The 15,716-nt window shown below is 42.0% G+C and carries 14 protein-coding genes; 12 read left to right on the top strand and 2 right to left on the bottom strand.

All coding sequences use genetic code 11. From position 1 onward, the window contains the following. Positions 1–58 precede the first annotated feature (58 nt). Together rpsU and C7460_RS04760 are read right to left on the bottom strand one after the other, a co-directional pair. Complete coding sequence (rpsU, locus tag C7460_RS04765; RefSeq protein ID WP_115866934.1) at positions 59–253, bottom strand: 30S ribosomal protein S21; 195 nt, start codon at positions 251–253, stop codon at positions 59–61. A 53-nt stretch (positions 254–306) separates the two neighbouring features. Further along, positions 307–1,473 carry an acyl-CoA dehydrogenase family protein gene (locus tag C7460_RS04760; RefSeq protein WP_115866933.1) on the bottom strand — a complete coding sequence of 389 codons (1,167 nt, stop codon included), beginning with the start codon at positions 1,471–1,473 and terminating at the stop codon, positions 307–309. A 265-nt stretch (positions 1,474–1,738) separates the two neighbouring features. On the opposite strand from C7460_RS04760, the gene C7460_RS04755 reads away from it, so the two are divergent. The 12 genes from C7460_RS04755 to C7460_RS04700 all read left to right on the top strand — a co-directional run bounded on the left by C7460_RS04755 (position 1,739) and on the right by C7460_RS04700 (position 15,716). Then, complete coding sequence (locus tag C7460_RS04755) at positions 1,739–3,052, top strand: UDP-glucose dehydrogenase family protein (protein WP_115866932.1); 1,314 nt, start codon at positions 1,739–1,741, stop codon at positions 3,050–3,052. Continuing rightward, a complete protein-coding gene (locus C7460_RS04750; protein WP_115866931.1) occupies positions 3,049–3,990 on the top strand; it encodes a UDP-glucuronic acid decarboxylase family protein in 942 nt (313 codons plus the stop codon). The genes C7460_RS04755 and C7460_RS04750 overlap by 4 nt, the downstream gene beginning before the upstream one ends. An 11-nt stretch (positions 3,991–4,001) precedes the next feature. Next, positions 4,002–5,261, top strand: coding sequence for a nucleotide sugar dehydrogenase (locus C7460_RS04745; protein ID WP_115866930.1), 1,260 nt, complete (start codon positions 4,002–4,004; stop codon positions 5,259–5,261). 16 nt (positions 5,262–5,277) lie between these two features. After that, entirely contained in the window at positions 5,278–5,874 is a 597-nt protein-coding gene (gene cysC / locus C7460_RS04740; RefSeq protein WP_115866929.1) for an adenylyl-sulfate kinase, read from the top strand. Positions 5,875–5,948: 74 nt separating this feature from the next. Further along, positions 5,949–6,854 carry a sulfate adenylyltransferase subunit CysD gene (gene cysD, locus C7460_RS04735; RefSeq protein WP_115866928.1) on the top strand — a complete coding sequence of 302 codons (906 nt, stop codon included), beginning with the start codon at positions 5,949–5,951 and terminating at the stop codon, positions 6,852–6,854. Between the two features lie 82 nt (positions 6,855–6,936). Next, positions 6,937–8,229 carry a sulfate adenylyltransferase subunit CysN gene (gene cysN / locus C7460_RS04730; protein WP_115866927.1) on the top strand — a complete coding sequence of 431 codons (1,293 nt, stop codon included), beginning with the start codon at positions 6,937–6,939 and terminating at the stop codon, positions 8,227–8,229. Positions 8,230–8,309: 80 nt separating this feature from the next. Further along, positions 8,310–9,068: a 3'(2'),5'-bisphosphate nucleotidase CysQ gene (cysQ, locus tag C7460_RS04725; protein ID WP_115866926.1), complete on the top strand. Its 759-nt coding sequence runs from the start codon at positions 8,310–8,312 to the stop codon at positions 9,066–9,068. Positions 9,069–9,185: 117 nt separating this feature from the next. Then, complete coding sequence (locus tag C7460_RS04720) at positions 9,186–11,627, top strand: SLBB domain-containing protein (RefSeq protein WP_115866925.1); 2,442 nt, start codon at positions 9,186–9,188, stop codon at positions 11,625–11,627. Between the two features lie 3 nt (positions 11,628–11,630). After that, the gene (locus C7460_RS04715; RefSeq protein WP_115866924.1) at positions 11,631–12,713 is read left to right on the top strand and encodes a Wzz/FepE/Etk N-terminal domain-containing protein; all 1,083 of its coding nucleotides are present in this window, start codon (positions 11,631–11,633) and stop codon (positions 12,711–12,713) included. Then, positions 12,706–13,695 carry an NAD-dependent 4,6-dehydratase LegB gene (locus C7460_RS04710; protein ID WP_115867076.1) on the top strand — a complete coding sequence of 330 codons (990 nt, stop codon included), beginning with the start codon at positions 12,706–12,708 and terminating at the stop codon, positions 13,693–13,695. Before C7460_RS04715 ends, C7460_RS04710 begins: the two co-directional genes overlap by 8 nt. Next, the gene (locus C7460_RS04705) at positions 13,622–14,836 is read left to right on the top strand and encodes a LegC family aminotransferase (protein ID WP_245986176.1); all 1,215 of its coding nucleotides are present in this window, start codon (positions 13,622–13,624) and stop codon (positions 14,834–14,836) included. The genes C7460_RS04710 and C7460_RS04705 overlap by 74 nt, the downstream gene beginning before the upstream one ends. Further along, positions 14,820–15,716: a methionyl-tRNA formyltransferase gene (locus tag C7460_RS04700; RefSeq protein WP_115866922.1), complete on the top strand. Its 897-nt coding sequence runs from the start codon at positions 14,820–14,822 to the stop codon at positions 15,714–15,716. Before C7460_RS04705 ends, C7460_RS04700 begins: the two co-directional genes overlap by 17 nt.

Genomic DNA, 15,716 nt, shown 5'->3' with positions numbered 1-15,716 from the left:
ATTTCTCACCATCGAGAAATACTAACTTAGTAATTTCATATGATTTATCCCTGAGGGATTACTTGTTTTCTTGCTCGCGCATGTGCTGACGGTACTCAGCTTTGATTACCTCAGTTCTTCTTTTTACAGAAGGCTTGGTGAAAAAAGTACGCTCACGTAGCTCTCTAAGAGTGCCCGTTTTTTCGAACTTCTTCTTGAATCTTTTAAGCGCTTTGTCGATTGACTCGTTTTCTTTTACGTTTACTACAATCATGATTCCTTATTTTGAGCCTGCAAAAATAGAATAATTTTTAAGCATGGCAAAGATTATTTCAATAGTTCTCTGGAAATGACCAATTTCTGAATCTCAGAAGTGCCCTCACCGATGGTACAGAGCTTGGCATCACGGTAGAATTTCTCCACAGGGTAGTCTTTGGTATAGCCATAGCCCCCGAAAATTTGTACTGCTTCATCGGCCACTTCCACGCTAATTTCGGATGCATAGAGTTTCGCCATGGCGGATTCTTTAGTCATGGGTTTGCCTTGGTTTTTCAAATCCGCCGCTTGACTTGTGAGCAGCTTTGCCGCTTCTACTTTTGTTGCCATTTCTGCCAATTTGAACGATATTCCCTGAAATGAAGCGATGGGTTTGCCAAACTGATGGCGCTCCTGAGCGTATGCAGTTGCAGCATCGAGGGCACCTTCCGCAATCCCGCAGCTGAGGGCAGCAATTGATATCCGTCCTCCATCAAGTACTTTTAGCGACTGCACAAATCCGTCGCCTACTTCACCGATGAGGTTTTCAGCGGGTATGCGACAGTTGTCGAAAATCATTTCAGCTGTTTCTGAACATCTCATTCCAAGTTTATTTTCTTTTCTGCCGCCAGAGAAGCCGGGGGTCTCTCTTTCCACTATAAATGCAGAGCCATTTCTTGATTGACCGGGCTCACCGGTTCTGGCGATGACTACTGCCACATCTGCAGAAATACCATGGGTAATGAAATTTTTGGCGCCGTTGATCACCCATTCGTCACCTTCTTTTACTGCCGTTGTTTTCATGTTGCCAGCATCAGAACCTGTGTTGGGTTCTGTGAGTCCCCACGCACCCAGCCACTCGCAGGTGGCTAGCTTCGGTAAAAACCGAGCTTTTTGGCTTTCGTTGGCATGTTGGAGAATGTGTCCCGTGCAGAGGCTGTTGTGTGCGGCCATTGATAGACCAATAGATCCATCTATTTTAGCTAGCTCTATGATGGCCGTAACGTATTCATGATACCCAAAACCTGAGCCTCCGTATTCCTGAGGCACGAGTACACCCATCAGGCCGAGCTCTCCTAACTTTTTGAATACCTGAATTGGGAATTCCTGGGATTCGTCCCACTCCATCATATATGGAGCGATCTCTCTTTTGCCAAAATCTCGAATCATTTCGGCAATCATTCGCTGGTTTTCCGCATGCGGGGTGAGCTGCGTTTCAGCTGATTTTACATCTATCATAATTAAATGGGGTAATGTTGTTTAGCTACAAAGCTATCAAATAGTATAGCCATTATTGCAACATCTTAACTTCACGAAGTGTGCTTTGGTTTTCTCCTACGCTGTAGCGAAAAGTGTGACATATATCTTATATCGAAGGGATAGGCTAGATATTAAGACCAAAAAATTTACTTTTGCCACTCTCGCGAGTAGTCGAGTAGCGTCATTTCACCTTGGGATGCCGTCGTAAGATTGAACACTAACGAACAAAAACAAGAATAGAACCATGAAAATAGCCGTTGTAGGAACCGGATATGTAGGGTTGGTAACAGGTACATGTTTTGCCGAAACAGGAAACCACGTTACCTGTGTGGATATCGATGAAAAGAAAGTAGAAAAACTTCGAAATAAACAGATCACCATTTACGAACCCGGTTTGGAGGTTTTATTTGAGCGAAACATTCGTCAGGGTAGATTAGATTTCACTACCGATTTGGCTGAAGGTATCAAAGGGGCTCAAATCATCTTTTTGGCATTGCCAACACCTCCAGGTGAAGACGGTTCGGCAGACTTAAAATATGTACTGAAGGTGGCAGATGACCTGGGCCATATTTTGGAAGATTATGCTGTGGTGGTGGACAAGAGTACAGTGCCGGTAGGTACTGCAGACAAAGTGACCGCTGCGATAGCAAAGAACGCAAAGGTAGATTTCGATGTGGTGTCAAATCCCGAATTCCTGAGAGAAGGAGTTGCTGTGGAGGATTTTATGAAGCCGGATCGCGTAGTGATTGGAGCCGAAAACGAAAAAGCTAAAAAGGTGATGGAAAAGCTTTACGCTCCATTTGTGCGTCAGGGAAATCCGATCATTTTTATGGATGTAAAATCTGCTGAGCTGACAAAGTATGCTGCCAACTCATTCCTGGCTACTAAAATCACTTTCATGAATGAAATAGCCAATCTATGTGAGCTGCTAGGTGCTGATGTGGACATGGTTCGAAAGGGAGTTGGTACTGATTCCAGGATTGGTAAGCGTTTCTTGTTTGCAGGTATCGGATATGGAGGTAGCTGCTTCCCTAAAGATGTGCAAGCACTAGCTAAATCGGCGAGCGAGGTGAAGTATGACTTTAAGATCCTCAACTCTGTGATGGATGTCAATCACAAGCAGAAAGAGAAAATGATCGAGCCATTGAAGGAGTATTTTGGTGGTGATTTGTCAGGTAAAACCATTGCGATTTGGGGCTTGGCATTTAAACCCTATACAGATGATATACGAGAGGCTCCGGCATTGGAGAATATCACCAAGCTGCTGAGTCTGGGAGCCAAAGTGAAGGCTTACGATCCCGAAGCTATGGAAAACGTAAAAGGAGTTTTTGGGGATAAGATCTATTTCGCTAATGACGAGTATGATGCATTGGAAGGTGCTGATGCCCTGATGATCATGACCGAGTGGCCAGTTTTCAGGACTCCAGAATTTGATAAAATGGAAAAAGCGCTTGCTAACAAGGTCATCTTCGATGGTCGAAACCTATATGAGCTCGAGAATATGGAAGAACTTGGATACACTTATTATAGTGTAGGACGAAAAACCGTGCAGTCGTGAAGAAAAAAGTATTAATAACCGGTGGTGCTGGATTTTTGGGTTCGCATCTATGTGATCGGTTTTTGGCTGAGGGTTATCATGTGATTGCCATGGATAACCTGCTCACGGGTGACATCTCAAATATTGAGCACCTGATGGGAAATAAGGACTTTGAGTTCCACCATCACGACGTTTCTAAGTATGTACATGTTGCTGGTGACCTGGAATATGTCTTGCATTTTGCCTCTCCCGCGAGCCCTATAGATTATCTAAAGATGCCCATTCAGACCATGAAAGTTGGCTCTTTGGGGACACACAATTGCCTGGGGCTTGCTAAAGACAAAGGAGCTAGAATGCTAATTGCCTCTACTTCTGAAGTATATGGTGATCCTTTGGTACATCCTCAGAAGGAAGACTACTGGGGCAATGTAAATCCAGTTGGGCCAAGAGGTGTATATGACGAAGCGAAACGTTTTCAGGAAGCGTTGACGATGGCATATCACACCTATCACGGCCTGGAAACAAGAATTGTACGTATTTTCAACACGTTTGGTCCGCGTATGCGACTAGACGATGGTAGAGTACTGCCAGCTTTTATATCTCAAGCGCTGAGAGGTGAGGACCTGACCGCTTTTGGTGATGGCTCACAAACCAGATCATTTACTTATGTAGATGATTTGGTGGAAGGCATCTATCGCTTGCTTAAGTCTGATTATGCCGGGCCGGTAAACATTGGAAATCCGGATGAAATTACCATAAAAGAGTTTGGTGAGGAGATCATAAAACTCACGGGCTCTAAGTCTAAAATCATCTACAAGGATCTACCTAAGGATGACCCTAAGCAGCGAAAGCCAGATATTTCGTTGGCAAAAGAGGTGCTGGACTGGGAACCCAAATACACCCGTGGAGAAGGGTTAAAGCCTACTTTGGAGTACTTCAAAGAGAAAGTTCTTAAATAAGGAGACGATCAATGCAAGACTTCAAAGTAGCAATAATTGGATTAGGTTATGTAGGCTTGCCGCTGGCTGTAGAGTCTGGCAAGCATTATTTGACCATCGGTTTTGATATCAATCCTTCCAGAATTGCTGAATTGAAGCACTATGAAGATCGGACACTTGAAGTAGAGCCTGAAGAACTTAAAAGTTCTGAAAACCTCAGTTTTACAAGTAATGCTGAAGAACTAAAGTCATGTAATTTCTTTGTGGTCACGGTGCCCACTCCTGTGGATGATCATAAAAAGCCTGATTTAACACCTCTTCTAGCAGCATCAAAAACGATAGCTCCGTTTATTACCAAAGGAGCTATAGTGGTATACGAATCCACGGTGTACCCGGGCTGCACCGAAGATGTATGCGTACCTGTTTTGGAAAAGGGCAGCGGGTTGAAATTCAATCAGGATTTTTATGTGGGGTATTCTCCCGAAAGAATCAATCCTGGAGACAAAGAGCATCGGTTAACTACCATTCTAAAAGTGACCAGTGGTAGTACTCCAGAAATAGCTGAGAAAGTAGATGAGTTTTATGCCTCTTTTGTAGAAGCAGGGACTTACAAAGCCTCATCGATAAAAGTAGCGGAAGCTGCCAAGGTTATAGAAAATACCCAGCGTGATATCAATATCGCTTTTGTGAATGAGTTGGCACTGATTTTCGGCCGTATGGGACTCGATACACGAGAGGTGCTAGAAGCTGCAGGTACTAAGTGGAACTTCTTAAAATTTATGCCAGGGTTAGTTGGAGGCCACTGCATAGGGGTGGATCCTTATTACCTTACCTACAAGGCAGAGGAACTTGGGTACCACCCTCAGGTCATTCTTTCAGGAAGAAAAATAAACGATGGCATGGGAGCACATGTGGCCCAGCAGACCATCAAATTGCTTTCCCAAAAGGCCAGACTTAGTCCAGAGACCAAAGTACTGATTCTGGGTATTACATTTAAAGAGAATTGCCCTGATATACGTAACTCTCGCGTGATAGATATATACCGGGAATTGGAAGATTATAATATCCGAGCTGAAGTCTTCGATCCGCATGCAGAGCGCAATGAAGTTGTGCAAGAGTATGGAGTTGAATTGCTTGAAAACCTGGAGGTATCTCATTATTCAGCGGTAATTGTAGCTGTGGGGCATCAGTCCTTTTTGGATATGGACTGGCAAACGATTCGTAAAAAGGTAGATGTTATCTACGATGTGAAAGGCCTTTTAGCCAGGGAATTAGTAGATTCGCGTCTTTAAAGATAGAAATCCCGCTTTGAGTACTAACGAAAATATCATTCCTCACCAGCACACCATCACTCTTGAAGATCGAGTGAAAAAGAATGGGTACCGCCCAAAATTGCTTTGGTTTACGGGCCTTTCAGGCTCAGGTAAATCTACTTTGGCGAGTGCATTGGAGACTTATCTTCATCAGAATGGATTCCAAACATACATCTTAGATGGAGACAATGTTCGGTCAGGGTTAAATAAGGACCTTGATTTTTCAGACGACAGTCGAAAAGAAAACATTCGACGAATTTCTGAAGTATCCAAACTGTTCGTTGATGCCGGTTTGATTGTATTAACGGCATTTATTTCACCCTTTCGGGAAGACCGAGCTACTGCCAGGTCTCTTGTAGGGGATGAGAATTTCATAGAAGTTTTCGTAGATACCCCATTAGAAGAATGCGAGAAAAGGGATGTGAAAGGCTTGTATGCCAAAGCCCGAGCAGGCAAAATCCCTAACTTTACAGGTATAGATTCACCCTTCGAACGACCTGAAAACCCAGAAGTGCACATAGAAACGGTTGGTTTAACCGTGGAAGAGTCATTGAATGTATTACTGGAAAAAATACTACCGTTATTGAAATAAGCTATTGTTCGAAACGTCATCGTTTTGAACATCTGGTGTAGATAACCACTTATCACCATTTTGAAAAGTAAATTATGAAAAGCTACAACTTATCACATCTTCGCGAACTGGAAGCTGAATCCATTTATGTGCTTAGGGAAGTGTATGCACAGTTTGAGAATCCTGCGATCCTCTTTTCGGGAGGAAAAGATTCTATCGTGATTACACACCTGGCTCGTAAAGCCTTCCATCCGGCTAAGATTCCGTTTCCTTTGGTTCACATCGATACCGGTCACAATTTCCCGGAGACCATCGAGTTTAGGGATAATTTGGTAGAGAAGCTTGGCGCCAAACTTGTGGTAGGATCGGTACAGAAATCCATAGACGAAGGAAAAGCAGCCGAAGAAAAAGGTAAGAATGCATCGCGAAACGCAATTCAAACGGTGACTTTGCTGGATACAGTGGAGGAGAATCAGTTTGATGCGGCAATAGGCGGTGCACGTAGAGATGAGGAAAAGGCCAGAGCCAAAGAGCGTTTCTTTTCGCATAGAGATGAGTTTGGTCAGTGGGACCCAAAAAACCAAAGACCAGAGCTTTGGAATATCTTCAATGGGAAACATCATCATGGCGAGCACTTTAGAGTGTTCCCGCTGAGTAATTGGACAGAGATGGATGTATGGCAGTACATTTTGTTGGAAAACATTGACATCCCGTCTCTTTATTTTGCGCATGAGCGAAAGGTGATCAGACGAAATGGTACGTGGTTGCCTGTATCTGAGTTTATTCAGATAGATCCCAAAGAGACGGTAGAAGAGAAAGTTATCAGATTTAGGACTCTAGGTGATATTACCATCACAGGAGGTGTGGAGTCGGATGCAGACACGTTGGAGAAAATAGTAGAGGAAGTAGCAGCTGCAAGACAGACAGAACGTGGAAACCGGGAAGATGATAAGCGTTCTGAAACAGCAATGGAGGATCGAAAGAAGCAAGGCTATTTCTAGGAAGTCCATTATTCTGCGAAACTTTTGACTAAATAATTAATGACATTTTGTGGGGACACCCACTTTGAAAATACTTACTCAAATGGAAAATACTAGCCAACAGTCAACAGCCAACACCAATGGCTATTTAGATATGGAGCTGTTACGCTTCACCACTGCAGGAAGTGTAGATGATGGGAAAAGTACGCTAATTGGGCGGTTGCTTTTCGACTCCAAATCCATCTTTGAAGATCAACTGGATCAGGTAAAACAATCTAGCGAACGTAAAGGGCTGGAGGATACAGACCTGGCGCTTTTGACCGACGGATTGAAAGATGAGCGTGAACAAGGAATTACGATTGATGTAGCCTATCGCTACTTTGCGACCCCTAAGCGAAAGTTTATCATAGCCGACACGCCTGGTCATATTCAGTACACCAGAAACATGGTAACCGGAGCTTCAACAGCCAATGCCGCGCTTATATTGATCGATGCGCGAAATGGCGTAGTAGAGCAGACATGTCGACATTCTATTATCGCTTCCCTTCTCCAGATTCCACACATCGTCGTTTGTATCAACAAAATGGACCTGGTGGATTACAGTCAGGATGTTTATAACAAGATCGTTGCAGACTTTGAGGATTTCGCTTCGAAGCTTGAAGTCAAAGACGTGCGTTTCATTCCTATCAGTGCGCTGAAAGGGGATAACGTAGTAAACCGCAGCGAAAGCATGTCGTGGTACGAAGGGTCTACGCTGCTGTACACGTTGGAGCACTTGCATATCGGTAGTGACCACAATCATATCGATTGTCGTTTTCCGGTACAGACGGTCATTCGACCAAAGTCTGACGAGTTTCACGATTACCGTGGATATGCAGGTCGTATTGCTGGAGGAGTTTTCAAGCCAGGTGATGAAATCACCGCACTGCCAAGCGGGTTTACTTCCAAAATCAAATCGATCGACACATTCAATGGGCCAATCGAAGAAGCGTTTGCTCCTATGTCGGTGACCATTACGCTTGAAGACGAGATCGACATTAGTAGAGGAGATATGTTGGTTAGAACCAATAATCAGCCAGAAGCTAAGCAAGATTTAGAAGTGATGTTGTGTTGGTTAAACCAAAAAGGCCCAATTCCAAGGGGCAAGTACACCTTAAGGCATACTTCAGCAGATATGAAAGCGATGATTAAGGAAGTACGCTACAAATTGGATATCAATACACTTCACAGAAATGAAGAAGATACGGATATCAAAATGAACGATATATGCCGGGTTTCATTGCGGACGACCAAGCCTGTACTGGCAGACTCTTACCGTAAAAACCGCCAGACAGGCAGCGTGATACTCATCGATGATGCAACCAATGAGACGGTAGCTGCAGGAATGGTTATCTGAAAAACTGATTGATTAAAACATAACTTGAAAGGGTGATTTCCGCTTTGGACAATTACCCTTTTTTCATCTTTATACCGACCATGGATTTTAACACACTACTGAATAAAGCTAAAGAAGCGGCACAAAAAGCTTCGGCTGAAATTATAAAGATCTACGAATCAGGAGATTTTTCCATAGAAGCAAAAGCGGATGATTCTCCATTGACACTAGCCGATCAGGCTTCTCATAAGGCTATTGTTTCAGTTTTAGATTCTACCGAACTTCCAATTTTAAGTGAAGAAGGACGTTCGATCGATTACTCTGAAAGATCTAACTGGGAATATTTCTGGATGATTGACCCATTAGATGGGACCAAAGAGTTTATAAAAAAAAATGGTGAGTTCACGGTGAATATCGCTTTGGTTCATCAAAATGAGGTAGTACTGGGTGTGGTTTACACTCCTGTGTTAGGAGAAATGTACTGGGCAGTGAAAGGAGAGGGTGCCTTCAAAGATGGTGATCCAATTAACGTCAACTCATTCTCATTGGAGCAACCAAATCTCAAAGTGGTAGCTTCTCGTTCCCACCTAAATGAAGACACGCAGGCTTTTATGGATGCACTCAGTAATCCGGAAATTGTTAGCAAGGGCAGCTCGTTAAAGTTATTGATGGTGGCAGAAGGTGCAGCGGATTTGTACCCACGCTATGCACCTACAATGGAGTGGGATACCGCTGCAGCTCAAATTATAGTAGAAGAAGCGGGTGGTAAAGTTCTTCGAAAAGGTCAAAATGCATCTGTGGTTTACAATAAAGAGGATTTGTTGAACCCGCATTTTCTTGTTCAGGGAAAAGTGAAATAAAAAATTCACATTGTATGTGATGTAATTTGAGGCTTTGCGTAATTCGCAAAAAATCAGGCACAATACCCTAAAGCTTTTACCGTTTTTATAACTTAGCGCCCAAATTTGGAATTGCATATGCAGAAGATTATTTGGAGTATATGTTTGGCCTTCATTGTGTTGTCCACTACCGTACCCCTAAGTGCACAGGATGCCGCCAGCATTCAAAACCTTCAGAATATTAATGTGGATGAGTTGTCCGACGCTCAGGTTGAAAAATTGATTGAGCGAATGGAGTCTAGTGGTTATTCACAGCAGCAGCTGGAGACCATGGCAAAAGCTCGTGGTATGTCAGCATCCCAGTTGGCCAAGCTGCGTCAGCGAATTGCTGAGGTAAAAGCTGGAGGCGGTTCTGGAGACGGAGCTGTCGATAGTCAGTCAAGATCTAGAGGGGAAGAAGATCAGCGGGACCAAGAGGATCTGTTCGCAGGTTTTATGCCTGTAGATTCCATTGAAAGTGGAGAGCTCAAGATTTTTGGCATGGACTTTTTCAATAATCGCCAATTGACATTTGAACCAAGCCTGAGTGTTGCTACACCTAAAAATTATCGTGTAGGGCCCGGAGATGAAATCATCATCGATGTGTGGGGTGCTTCTGAGCAAACGTATAGGCTAGAAGTATCTCCTGAGGGAAGTATTATCGTACCGAGTGTGGGGCCTATATATTTGAATGGCTTGGAGATAGAGCGAGCTGAGTCTCGGATCAAATCAAAACTCAAATCGATCTACAGCACGCTAGGCGAAAATACCTTTGCTCAGGTTTCTTTAGGTCAAATTCGAACCATCAGCGTAAATGTGGTGGGTGAAGTTCGGATGCCGGGGACATACAGTATGTCATCTTTTGGTACGGCATTCAATGCACTTTATTTGGCTGGAGGCCCAAGTGAGAGTGGTAGTTTGCGTGAAATTCAGGTTTTCCGAGGAGGTAAAAAACTAAAAGTCCTGGACGCCTATGACTTTTTAATCAACGGCGAAGGTGAAAACATAATGCTTCAGGATCAGGACGTCTTACTCGTAAAACCTTACCTGGTGCGCGTAGCTATGAAAGGTGAAGTAAAACGCCCGGCCTATTACGAAGTAAAGCCCTCAGAAACCCTGGGTGATGTTTTGAACTATGCAGGCGGGCCCACCGCTAAGGCTTATACTAAATCAGTGTCATTACGTAGAAACCTGGAAAACAGGAAGACTGTAGCGACAGTGAAATCATCAGAATTTAATGAGTTTACACTCAAGGCTGGGGATGAGATCACGATTGGAGAAATAAAGGATCGATTCGATGGAAGGGTTCAAATTGAGGGCGCAGTAAATCATCCAGGTGAGTTTGAGCTGAAGGAGGGGATGATGCTTAGCGACTTAATTGAACTGGCGGATGGCTTCTCTCCTGATGTGTTTATAAAACGCGCAGTAATTATCCGTCAAAATGAAGACTATACTTTGTCTACCGTTGCATTTGCCCCTGAAAAGGTGATTTCAGGTGAATTTGACTTAGCACTTCAGTCTGAAGATGTAGTTAAAGTGCAATCGATTTTTGACCTACGTGAAGAGTTTACCGTTGCTATAGAAGGAGAAGTGCAGTCTCCTGACAATTTCCCTTACGCCGAGGGGATGACAGTGGAAGACTTAATTTATTTGGCTGATGGCTTTAAAGAGACTGCTGCTAAGTCATTTGTAGAAGTTGCCAGGAGGATCGTTAGTCCACGTGATGACAATCGGTTCACCGCAGAACTCTTCAATTTCCCGATTAGCAGTGATCTTACGTTGGACGAAGCGGATGCTAACTTTGTTCTAGAACCTTTCGATCTAGTGGTAATCCGGAAATCACCGTACTATCAGGAGCAGGAAGTGGTAGAAGTGGAAGGAGAAGTTTTATATCCCGGAAAATACGTGCTCAATACCAAAACCGAAAGAATTTCAGACCTTATTATAAGAGCTGGTGGATTTACTGAGGACGCCTTTCCTGCCGGTGGAACTTTAATTCGAGAAACAGAGTATTTTGATGAAGGGAGTGCTGCTTTAGTGAAGAAGTTGAGAATTCAGGCATTGGGAAAAGGAGATTCAACCACAGCAGCGGGCAGCTTTGCGATCAATAGAGAAGAAAGTATAGCGATAGAACTTGACGAAATTATGGCTAAGCCCAAGTCTCAGGCGGATGTAATTTTAAAAGCAGGGGATGTAATAAGTGTCCCTAAGGAGCTTCAAACGGTGCGAGTTCGCGGTGAAGTATACTTTAGTAGTAACCTAATATACTCCAATAGTCTTGGTTTAAAAGGGTACGTATCCCAAGCAGGCGGGGCAACATCAAATGCCAAACTATCCAAAGCCTATATTGTCTATCCAAATGGAAGCGCTGAAAGGACCAAACGATTTCTTTGGTTTAGAAATTACCCGAATGTGGAGCCTGGCTCTGAAATTATAGTGCCTGCAAAGCCTGAAAGAAGAAAAATGACGCCACAAGAAGTGATAGGTATTGCGAGTGGAATCGGTACTTTGGCTATCATAATTAATAATTTGACGAGGTAGGTGATGGATCAGAAAAAGAACTCTTTTGTAAAGGAGGATGAAATTGACCTAATCGAATTGGCAAAGCTGATTTGGTCTCGAAGGCTATTTATTGTTAAAGTTACTAGTGCTTTTGTTGTTTTAGGTTTGATCATTGCTTTTACTTCTCCTGTAGAATATAAAACCTCGTGTACATTGATCCCTGAAGCAATCAATGAACCAGGTAAGCTAGGAGGTTCTCTGGGAGGTCTTGCTTCTTTGGCAGGAGTTGATCTTGGAGGCCTATCAAATGGAAGTCAGGGAATTAATCCTGCTCTATACCAGAGCGTTTCCAGAAGTACTCCTTTTCTCTTAACGCTAATGAGACAAGAATACTTCTTCTCGGAGGTTGGAGATACGCTTTCCATTTATGACTATTATATGGAGCATTATGAAGTAGGAATGTTTGGTTGGATTTTGGCCATTCCTGGGAAGCTCATTGGATTACTTCGACCTTCTGCGGATATCGAAGGTGTGAGCATGAAGTCAGTAGATTCAGTAGCCCTTTCACTAACTAAGGCTGAGCAATCAATAGTTGATAATCTTCATTCCCGGGTTTTTGTAGAAATGGATTGGGACCTGAATGTGGTTAAGATTGAGGTGGAAATGCAGGACCCAGTTGTTGCGGCTCAAATGGCTCAGTTCACTCAAAATTACATTACCAACTATGTGACTGATTATTCGATCTCTAAAAGTATGCAACAATTGGAGTCCATTGAAGAGCAATACTTAGATCGGAAAAGTGCATTTGAACAAGCTCAGTATCGCTTGGCCGCTTTTAGGGATAGGAATCAAAATGTCCAGACTGCACGTGCAAGATCAGAAGAAGAGCGTTTACAATCTGAGTATAATTTATCCTTCAATGTTTACAATCAATTGGCCCAACAAAAGGAAGCCATAAAGCTGCAAATAAAAGAAAAAACACCCGTTTTTACGATTTTAGAGCCGGTGAAGGTTCCTGTTGAGAAAAGTAAGCCTAAAAGAATGATAATATTTGCAGCTTATGTCGTGGCTGGAATATTTATCGGATTTTTATATATCACCATATTATATGTTAGAAATGAGTAATCGAGTTTTAGTTACAGGCGCAGATGGGTTCATTGGAAGCCACTTAACAGAACTTTTGGTAAGAATGGGATGTACAGTGAAAGCATTTTGTTATTACAATTCTTTCAATTCTTGGGGATGGTTGGACACTTTGGACCAATCCATTCTTAATGGGGTTGAAATTTTCACAGGTGATATTAGGGATCCAAATGGAGTTAGAGAGGCGATGAAAGATGTAGATGTGGTATATCACCTAGCCGCTCTAATTGCGATTCCATTTAGTTACCATTCTCCTGATTCTTACGTTGATACAAATATCAAAGGAACATTAAATGTTGTGCAAGCAGCCAGAGACTTTGAGATCGAACGAATATTAGTTACCTCGACATCAGAGGTATATGGAACGGCTCAGTTTGTTCCAATTACAGAAGAGCATCTAAAGCAACCCCAATCTCCTTACTCTGCCACTAAAATTGGAGCTGATAGCATTGCAGATTCTTTCTATCGAAGTTTTGATTTACCGGTTACGATCGTTCGTCCTTTTAATACATATGGTCCTCGCCAATCTGCGAGAGCAGTAATCCCAACAATTATCTCTCAATTATTGTCAGGGTCTAAGGAGATCAAGTTAGGTGATATAACTCCTACTCGTGATCTACTCTATGTAGAGGATACTGTAAGGGGATTTCATGCTATATCAAATTGTAATGAGCTGATTGGGCATGAGGTTAATATTGCAACTCAATCTGAGATTTCAATAGGAGCCCTTGCTCAAGAGATGATTAATCAAATCAATCCTGAAGCTATAATTGTAACCGACGGAGAGCGGTTGAGACCTTCTAAAAGTGAAGTATTCCGGTTATTTGGTTCTAATGAAAAAATTAGAAAATATACGGACTGGGAGCCAAACCATACTTTAGCAGAAGGAATTGAAAAAACCATTAAATGGTTTTCAGATAAAGATAATTTATCACGATATAAGGCGGATATATACAATGTCTGAGATTAGATCTTTCGTTGAACTTGTTCAATCAATATATGGAACTAAAGATTTTATACCGCTTCACGAACCTCGATTTGATGAGAAAGAGAAACGGTACTTAGCTCAGACCATTGATTCAACTTTTGTGTCATCGGTTGGTGAATTTGTTGATAAGTTCGAAGCGGCTATATCCAATTATTGTGGAGCGGGAAAAGCTGCAGCCGTTGTAAATGGAACCGCAGCGCTTCAAGTAGCGCTACGTATTGCAGGAGTGAACAATAAATCTGAAGTCATTACACAAGCACTAACATTTGTTGCTACTGCGAACGCCATTAGTTATAATGGTGCTTCTCCTGTATTTGTGGATGTGGATTATGATACAATGGGATTGTCGCCACTAGCTTTAAGAAACTTTCTAAATGAATTTGGAGAGCTTAGAGAGACTGGAGCTTACAATAAATCAACCGGCAAGAGGATTTCAGCAATTGTACCAATGCATACCTTCGGCTTTATGTGTAGGATAGATGAGATAGTTGAAATAGCCAATGAATGGAATATTCCTGTAGTAGAGGACTCAGCAGAATCATTAGGAAGTTCTTACAAGGGGAAACATTCTGGTACTTTTGGACTGATGGGTGCATTCAGTTTTAATGGCAATAAAATTATCACATCTGGGGGGGGCGGAGCAATTGTTTCATCTGACCCTCAATTCGCAAACAAAGCAAAGTATCTTACTAATACAGCAAAGGTGCCTCACGCTTGGGACTACTATCACGATGAAATCGGGTATAATTTTAGAATGCCTAACTTAAATGCGGCACTAGGTTTAGCTCAATTTGAAAAGCTCAATGAATTCATTGAATCCAAGAAGACTGTTTATGAAATCTACTGTAAAGAACTTGATTCAGGTTCTTTTCGAATGAAGGAAATTCCTGTTGATACTGAGTGGAATTATTGGTTGTTCCCAGTGGAGTTTCAAGATCAAGAATCTAAGAATAAATTTATGGAATATACAAATTCCAACAATGTGATGACTCGACCCATTTGGCAGTTAATGTATAAACTTCCAATGTACGAGAACAGTCAAAGGGATGCTCAAATAAACACTAAGTTATTAGCTGAACGAATCGTAAACATTCCAAGTAGTGCAAAAAAAGTTTAAAATAGGGTATTTTGCTGATGGCCCATGGTCTCATAAAGCATTTGATTATTTAATTTCGGATGAAACCATTTCCGTAGAATTTATAGTTCCAAGAACAGATACTGAAGACAATACTTTAAAGAGTTTCTCAGATCAATATGGTATAAAGTATTTACATCCGGTAAATATTAACTCTGAGAAGTTTTACTCGGAGGCACAAGAATTCGATTGTGATTTGTTCGTTTCGATGAGCTTTAATCAGATTTTTAGAAAGGAAATTATCGGCCTTCCGAGGTTTAATACAATTAATTGTCATGCAGGGAAGCTGCCATTTTATCGTGGAAGAAATATTCTCAATTGGGCTCTGATTAACAATGAAAGTGAATTTGGAATAACAGTGCATTTTGTAGATGAAGGCATAGATACCGGTGATATTATTTTGCAGGAGACTTATCCTATTTCTGAAGAAGATGATTACAAGACTCTTCTAGAAGCTGCCTATGTTGGATGTGCGGAAATATTATACAAAGCAATTAAAATGATCCAGAGTGGGGACTTCACCCCTATAAAACAAGAATCAGTTCACCCAGTAGGGTTTTACTGTGGACGAAGAAGCTTAGGAGATGAAATTATTGATTGGAATCAGAATTCAAGAGACATATTCAATTTCATAAGGGCAATTTGTCACCCAGGACCTAAGGCTACTACTTTTCTTGGTGAGAAAAAGATAACAATAAATAAGGCAAGATTAATTCCAGAAGCACCTATATATAAAAATACTTCTGGTCAACTTCTTAATAAAACTTCAGGTGGTTTCCTGGTTAAAACTTTAGATTCATTTATTGAAATACTTGAAATTGAAAGTGAGGTAAAATTAAAGGTAGGAGATAAATTAGGATGA

This window comes from Marinoscillum furvescens DSM 4134, from assembly GCF_003386095.1.
Taxonomy (GTDB): domain Bacteria; phylum Bacteroidota; class Bacteroidia; order Cytophagales; family Cyclobacteriaceae; genus Marinoscillum; species Marinoscillum furvescens.
This window is presented reverse-complemented; position numbering and strand designations above follow the sequence as displayed.

Bases quoted from the DNA above. Each gene is read 5' to 3' on its own strand.
- C7460_RS04715 (WP_115866924.1), top strand. From the start codon at position 11,631: ATGGATCAGAAAAAGAACTCTTTTGTAAAGGAGGATGAAATTGACCTA.
- C7460_RS04760 (WP_115866933.1), bottom strand. From the start codon at position 1,473: ATGATAGATGTAAAATCAGCTGAAACGCAGCTCACCCCGCATGCGGAA.
- C7460_RS04755 (WP_115866932.1), top strand. From the start codon at position 1,739: ATGAAAATAGCCGTTGTAGGAACCGGATATGTAGGGTTGGTAACAGGT.
- C7460_RS04710 (WP_115867076.1), top strand. From the start codon at position 12,706: ATGAGTAATCGAGTTTTAGTTACAGGCGCAGATGGGTTCATTGGAAGC.
- cysN (WP_115866927.1), top strand. From the start codon at position 6,937: ATGGAAAATACTAGCCAACAGTCAACAGCCAACACCAATGGCTATTTA.
- cysD (WP_115866928.1), top strand. From the start codon at position 5,949: ATGAAAAGCTACAACTTATCACATCTTCGCGAACTGGAAGCTGAATCC.
- C7460_RS04720 (WP_115866925.1), top strand. From the start codon at position 9,186: ATGCAGAAGATTATTTGGAGTATATGTTTGGCCTTCATTGTGTTGTCC.
- C7460_RS04745 (WP_115866930.1), top strand. From the start codon at position 4,002: ATGCAAGACTTCAAAGTAGCAATAATTGGATTAGGTTATGTAGGCTTG.
- cysQ (WP_115866926.1), top strand. From the start codon at position 8,310: ATGGATTTTAACACACTACTGAATAAAGCTAAAGAAGCGGCACAAAAA.
- rpsU (WP_115866934.1), bottom strand. From the start codon at position 253: ATGATTGTAGTAAACGTAAAAGAAAACGAGTCAATCGACAAAGCGCTT.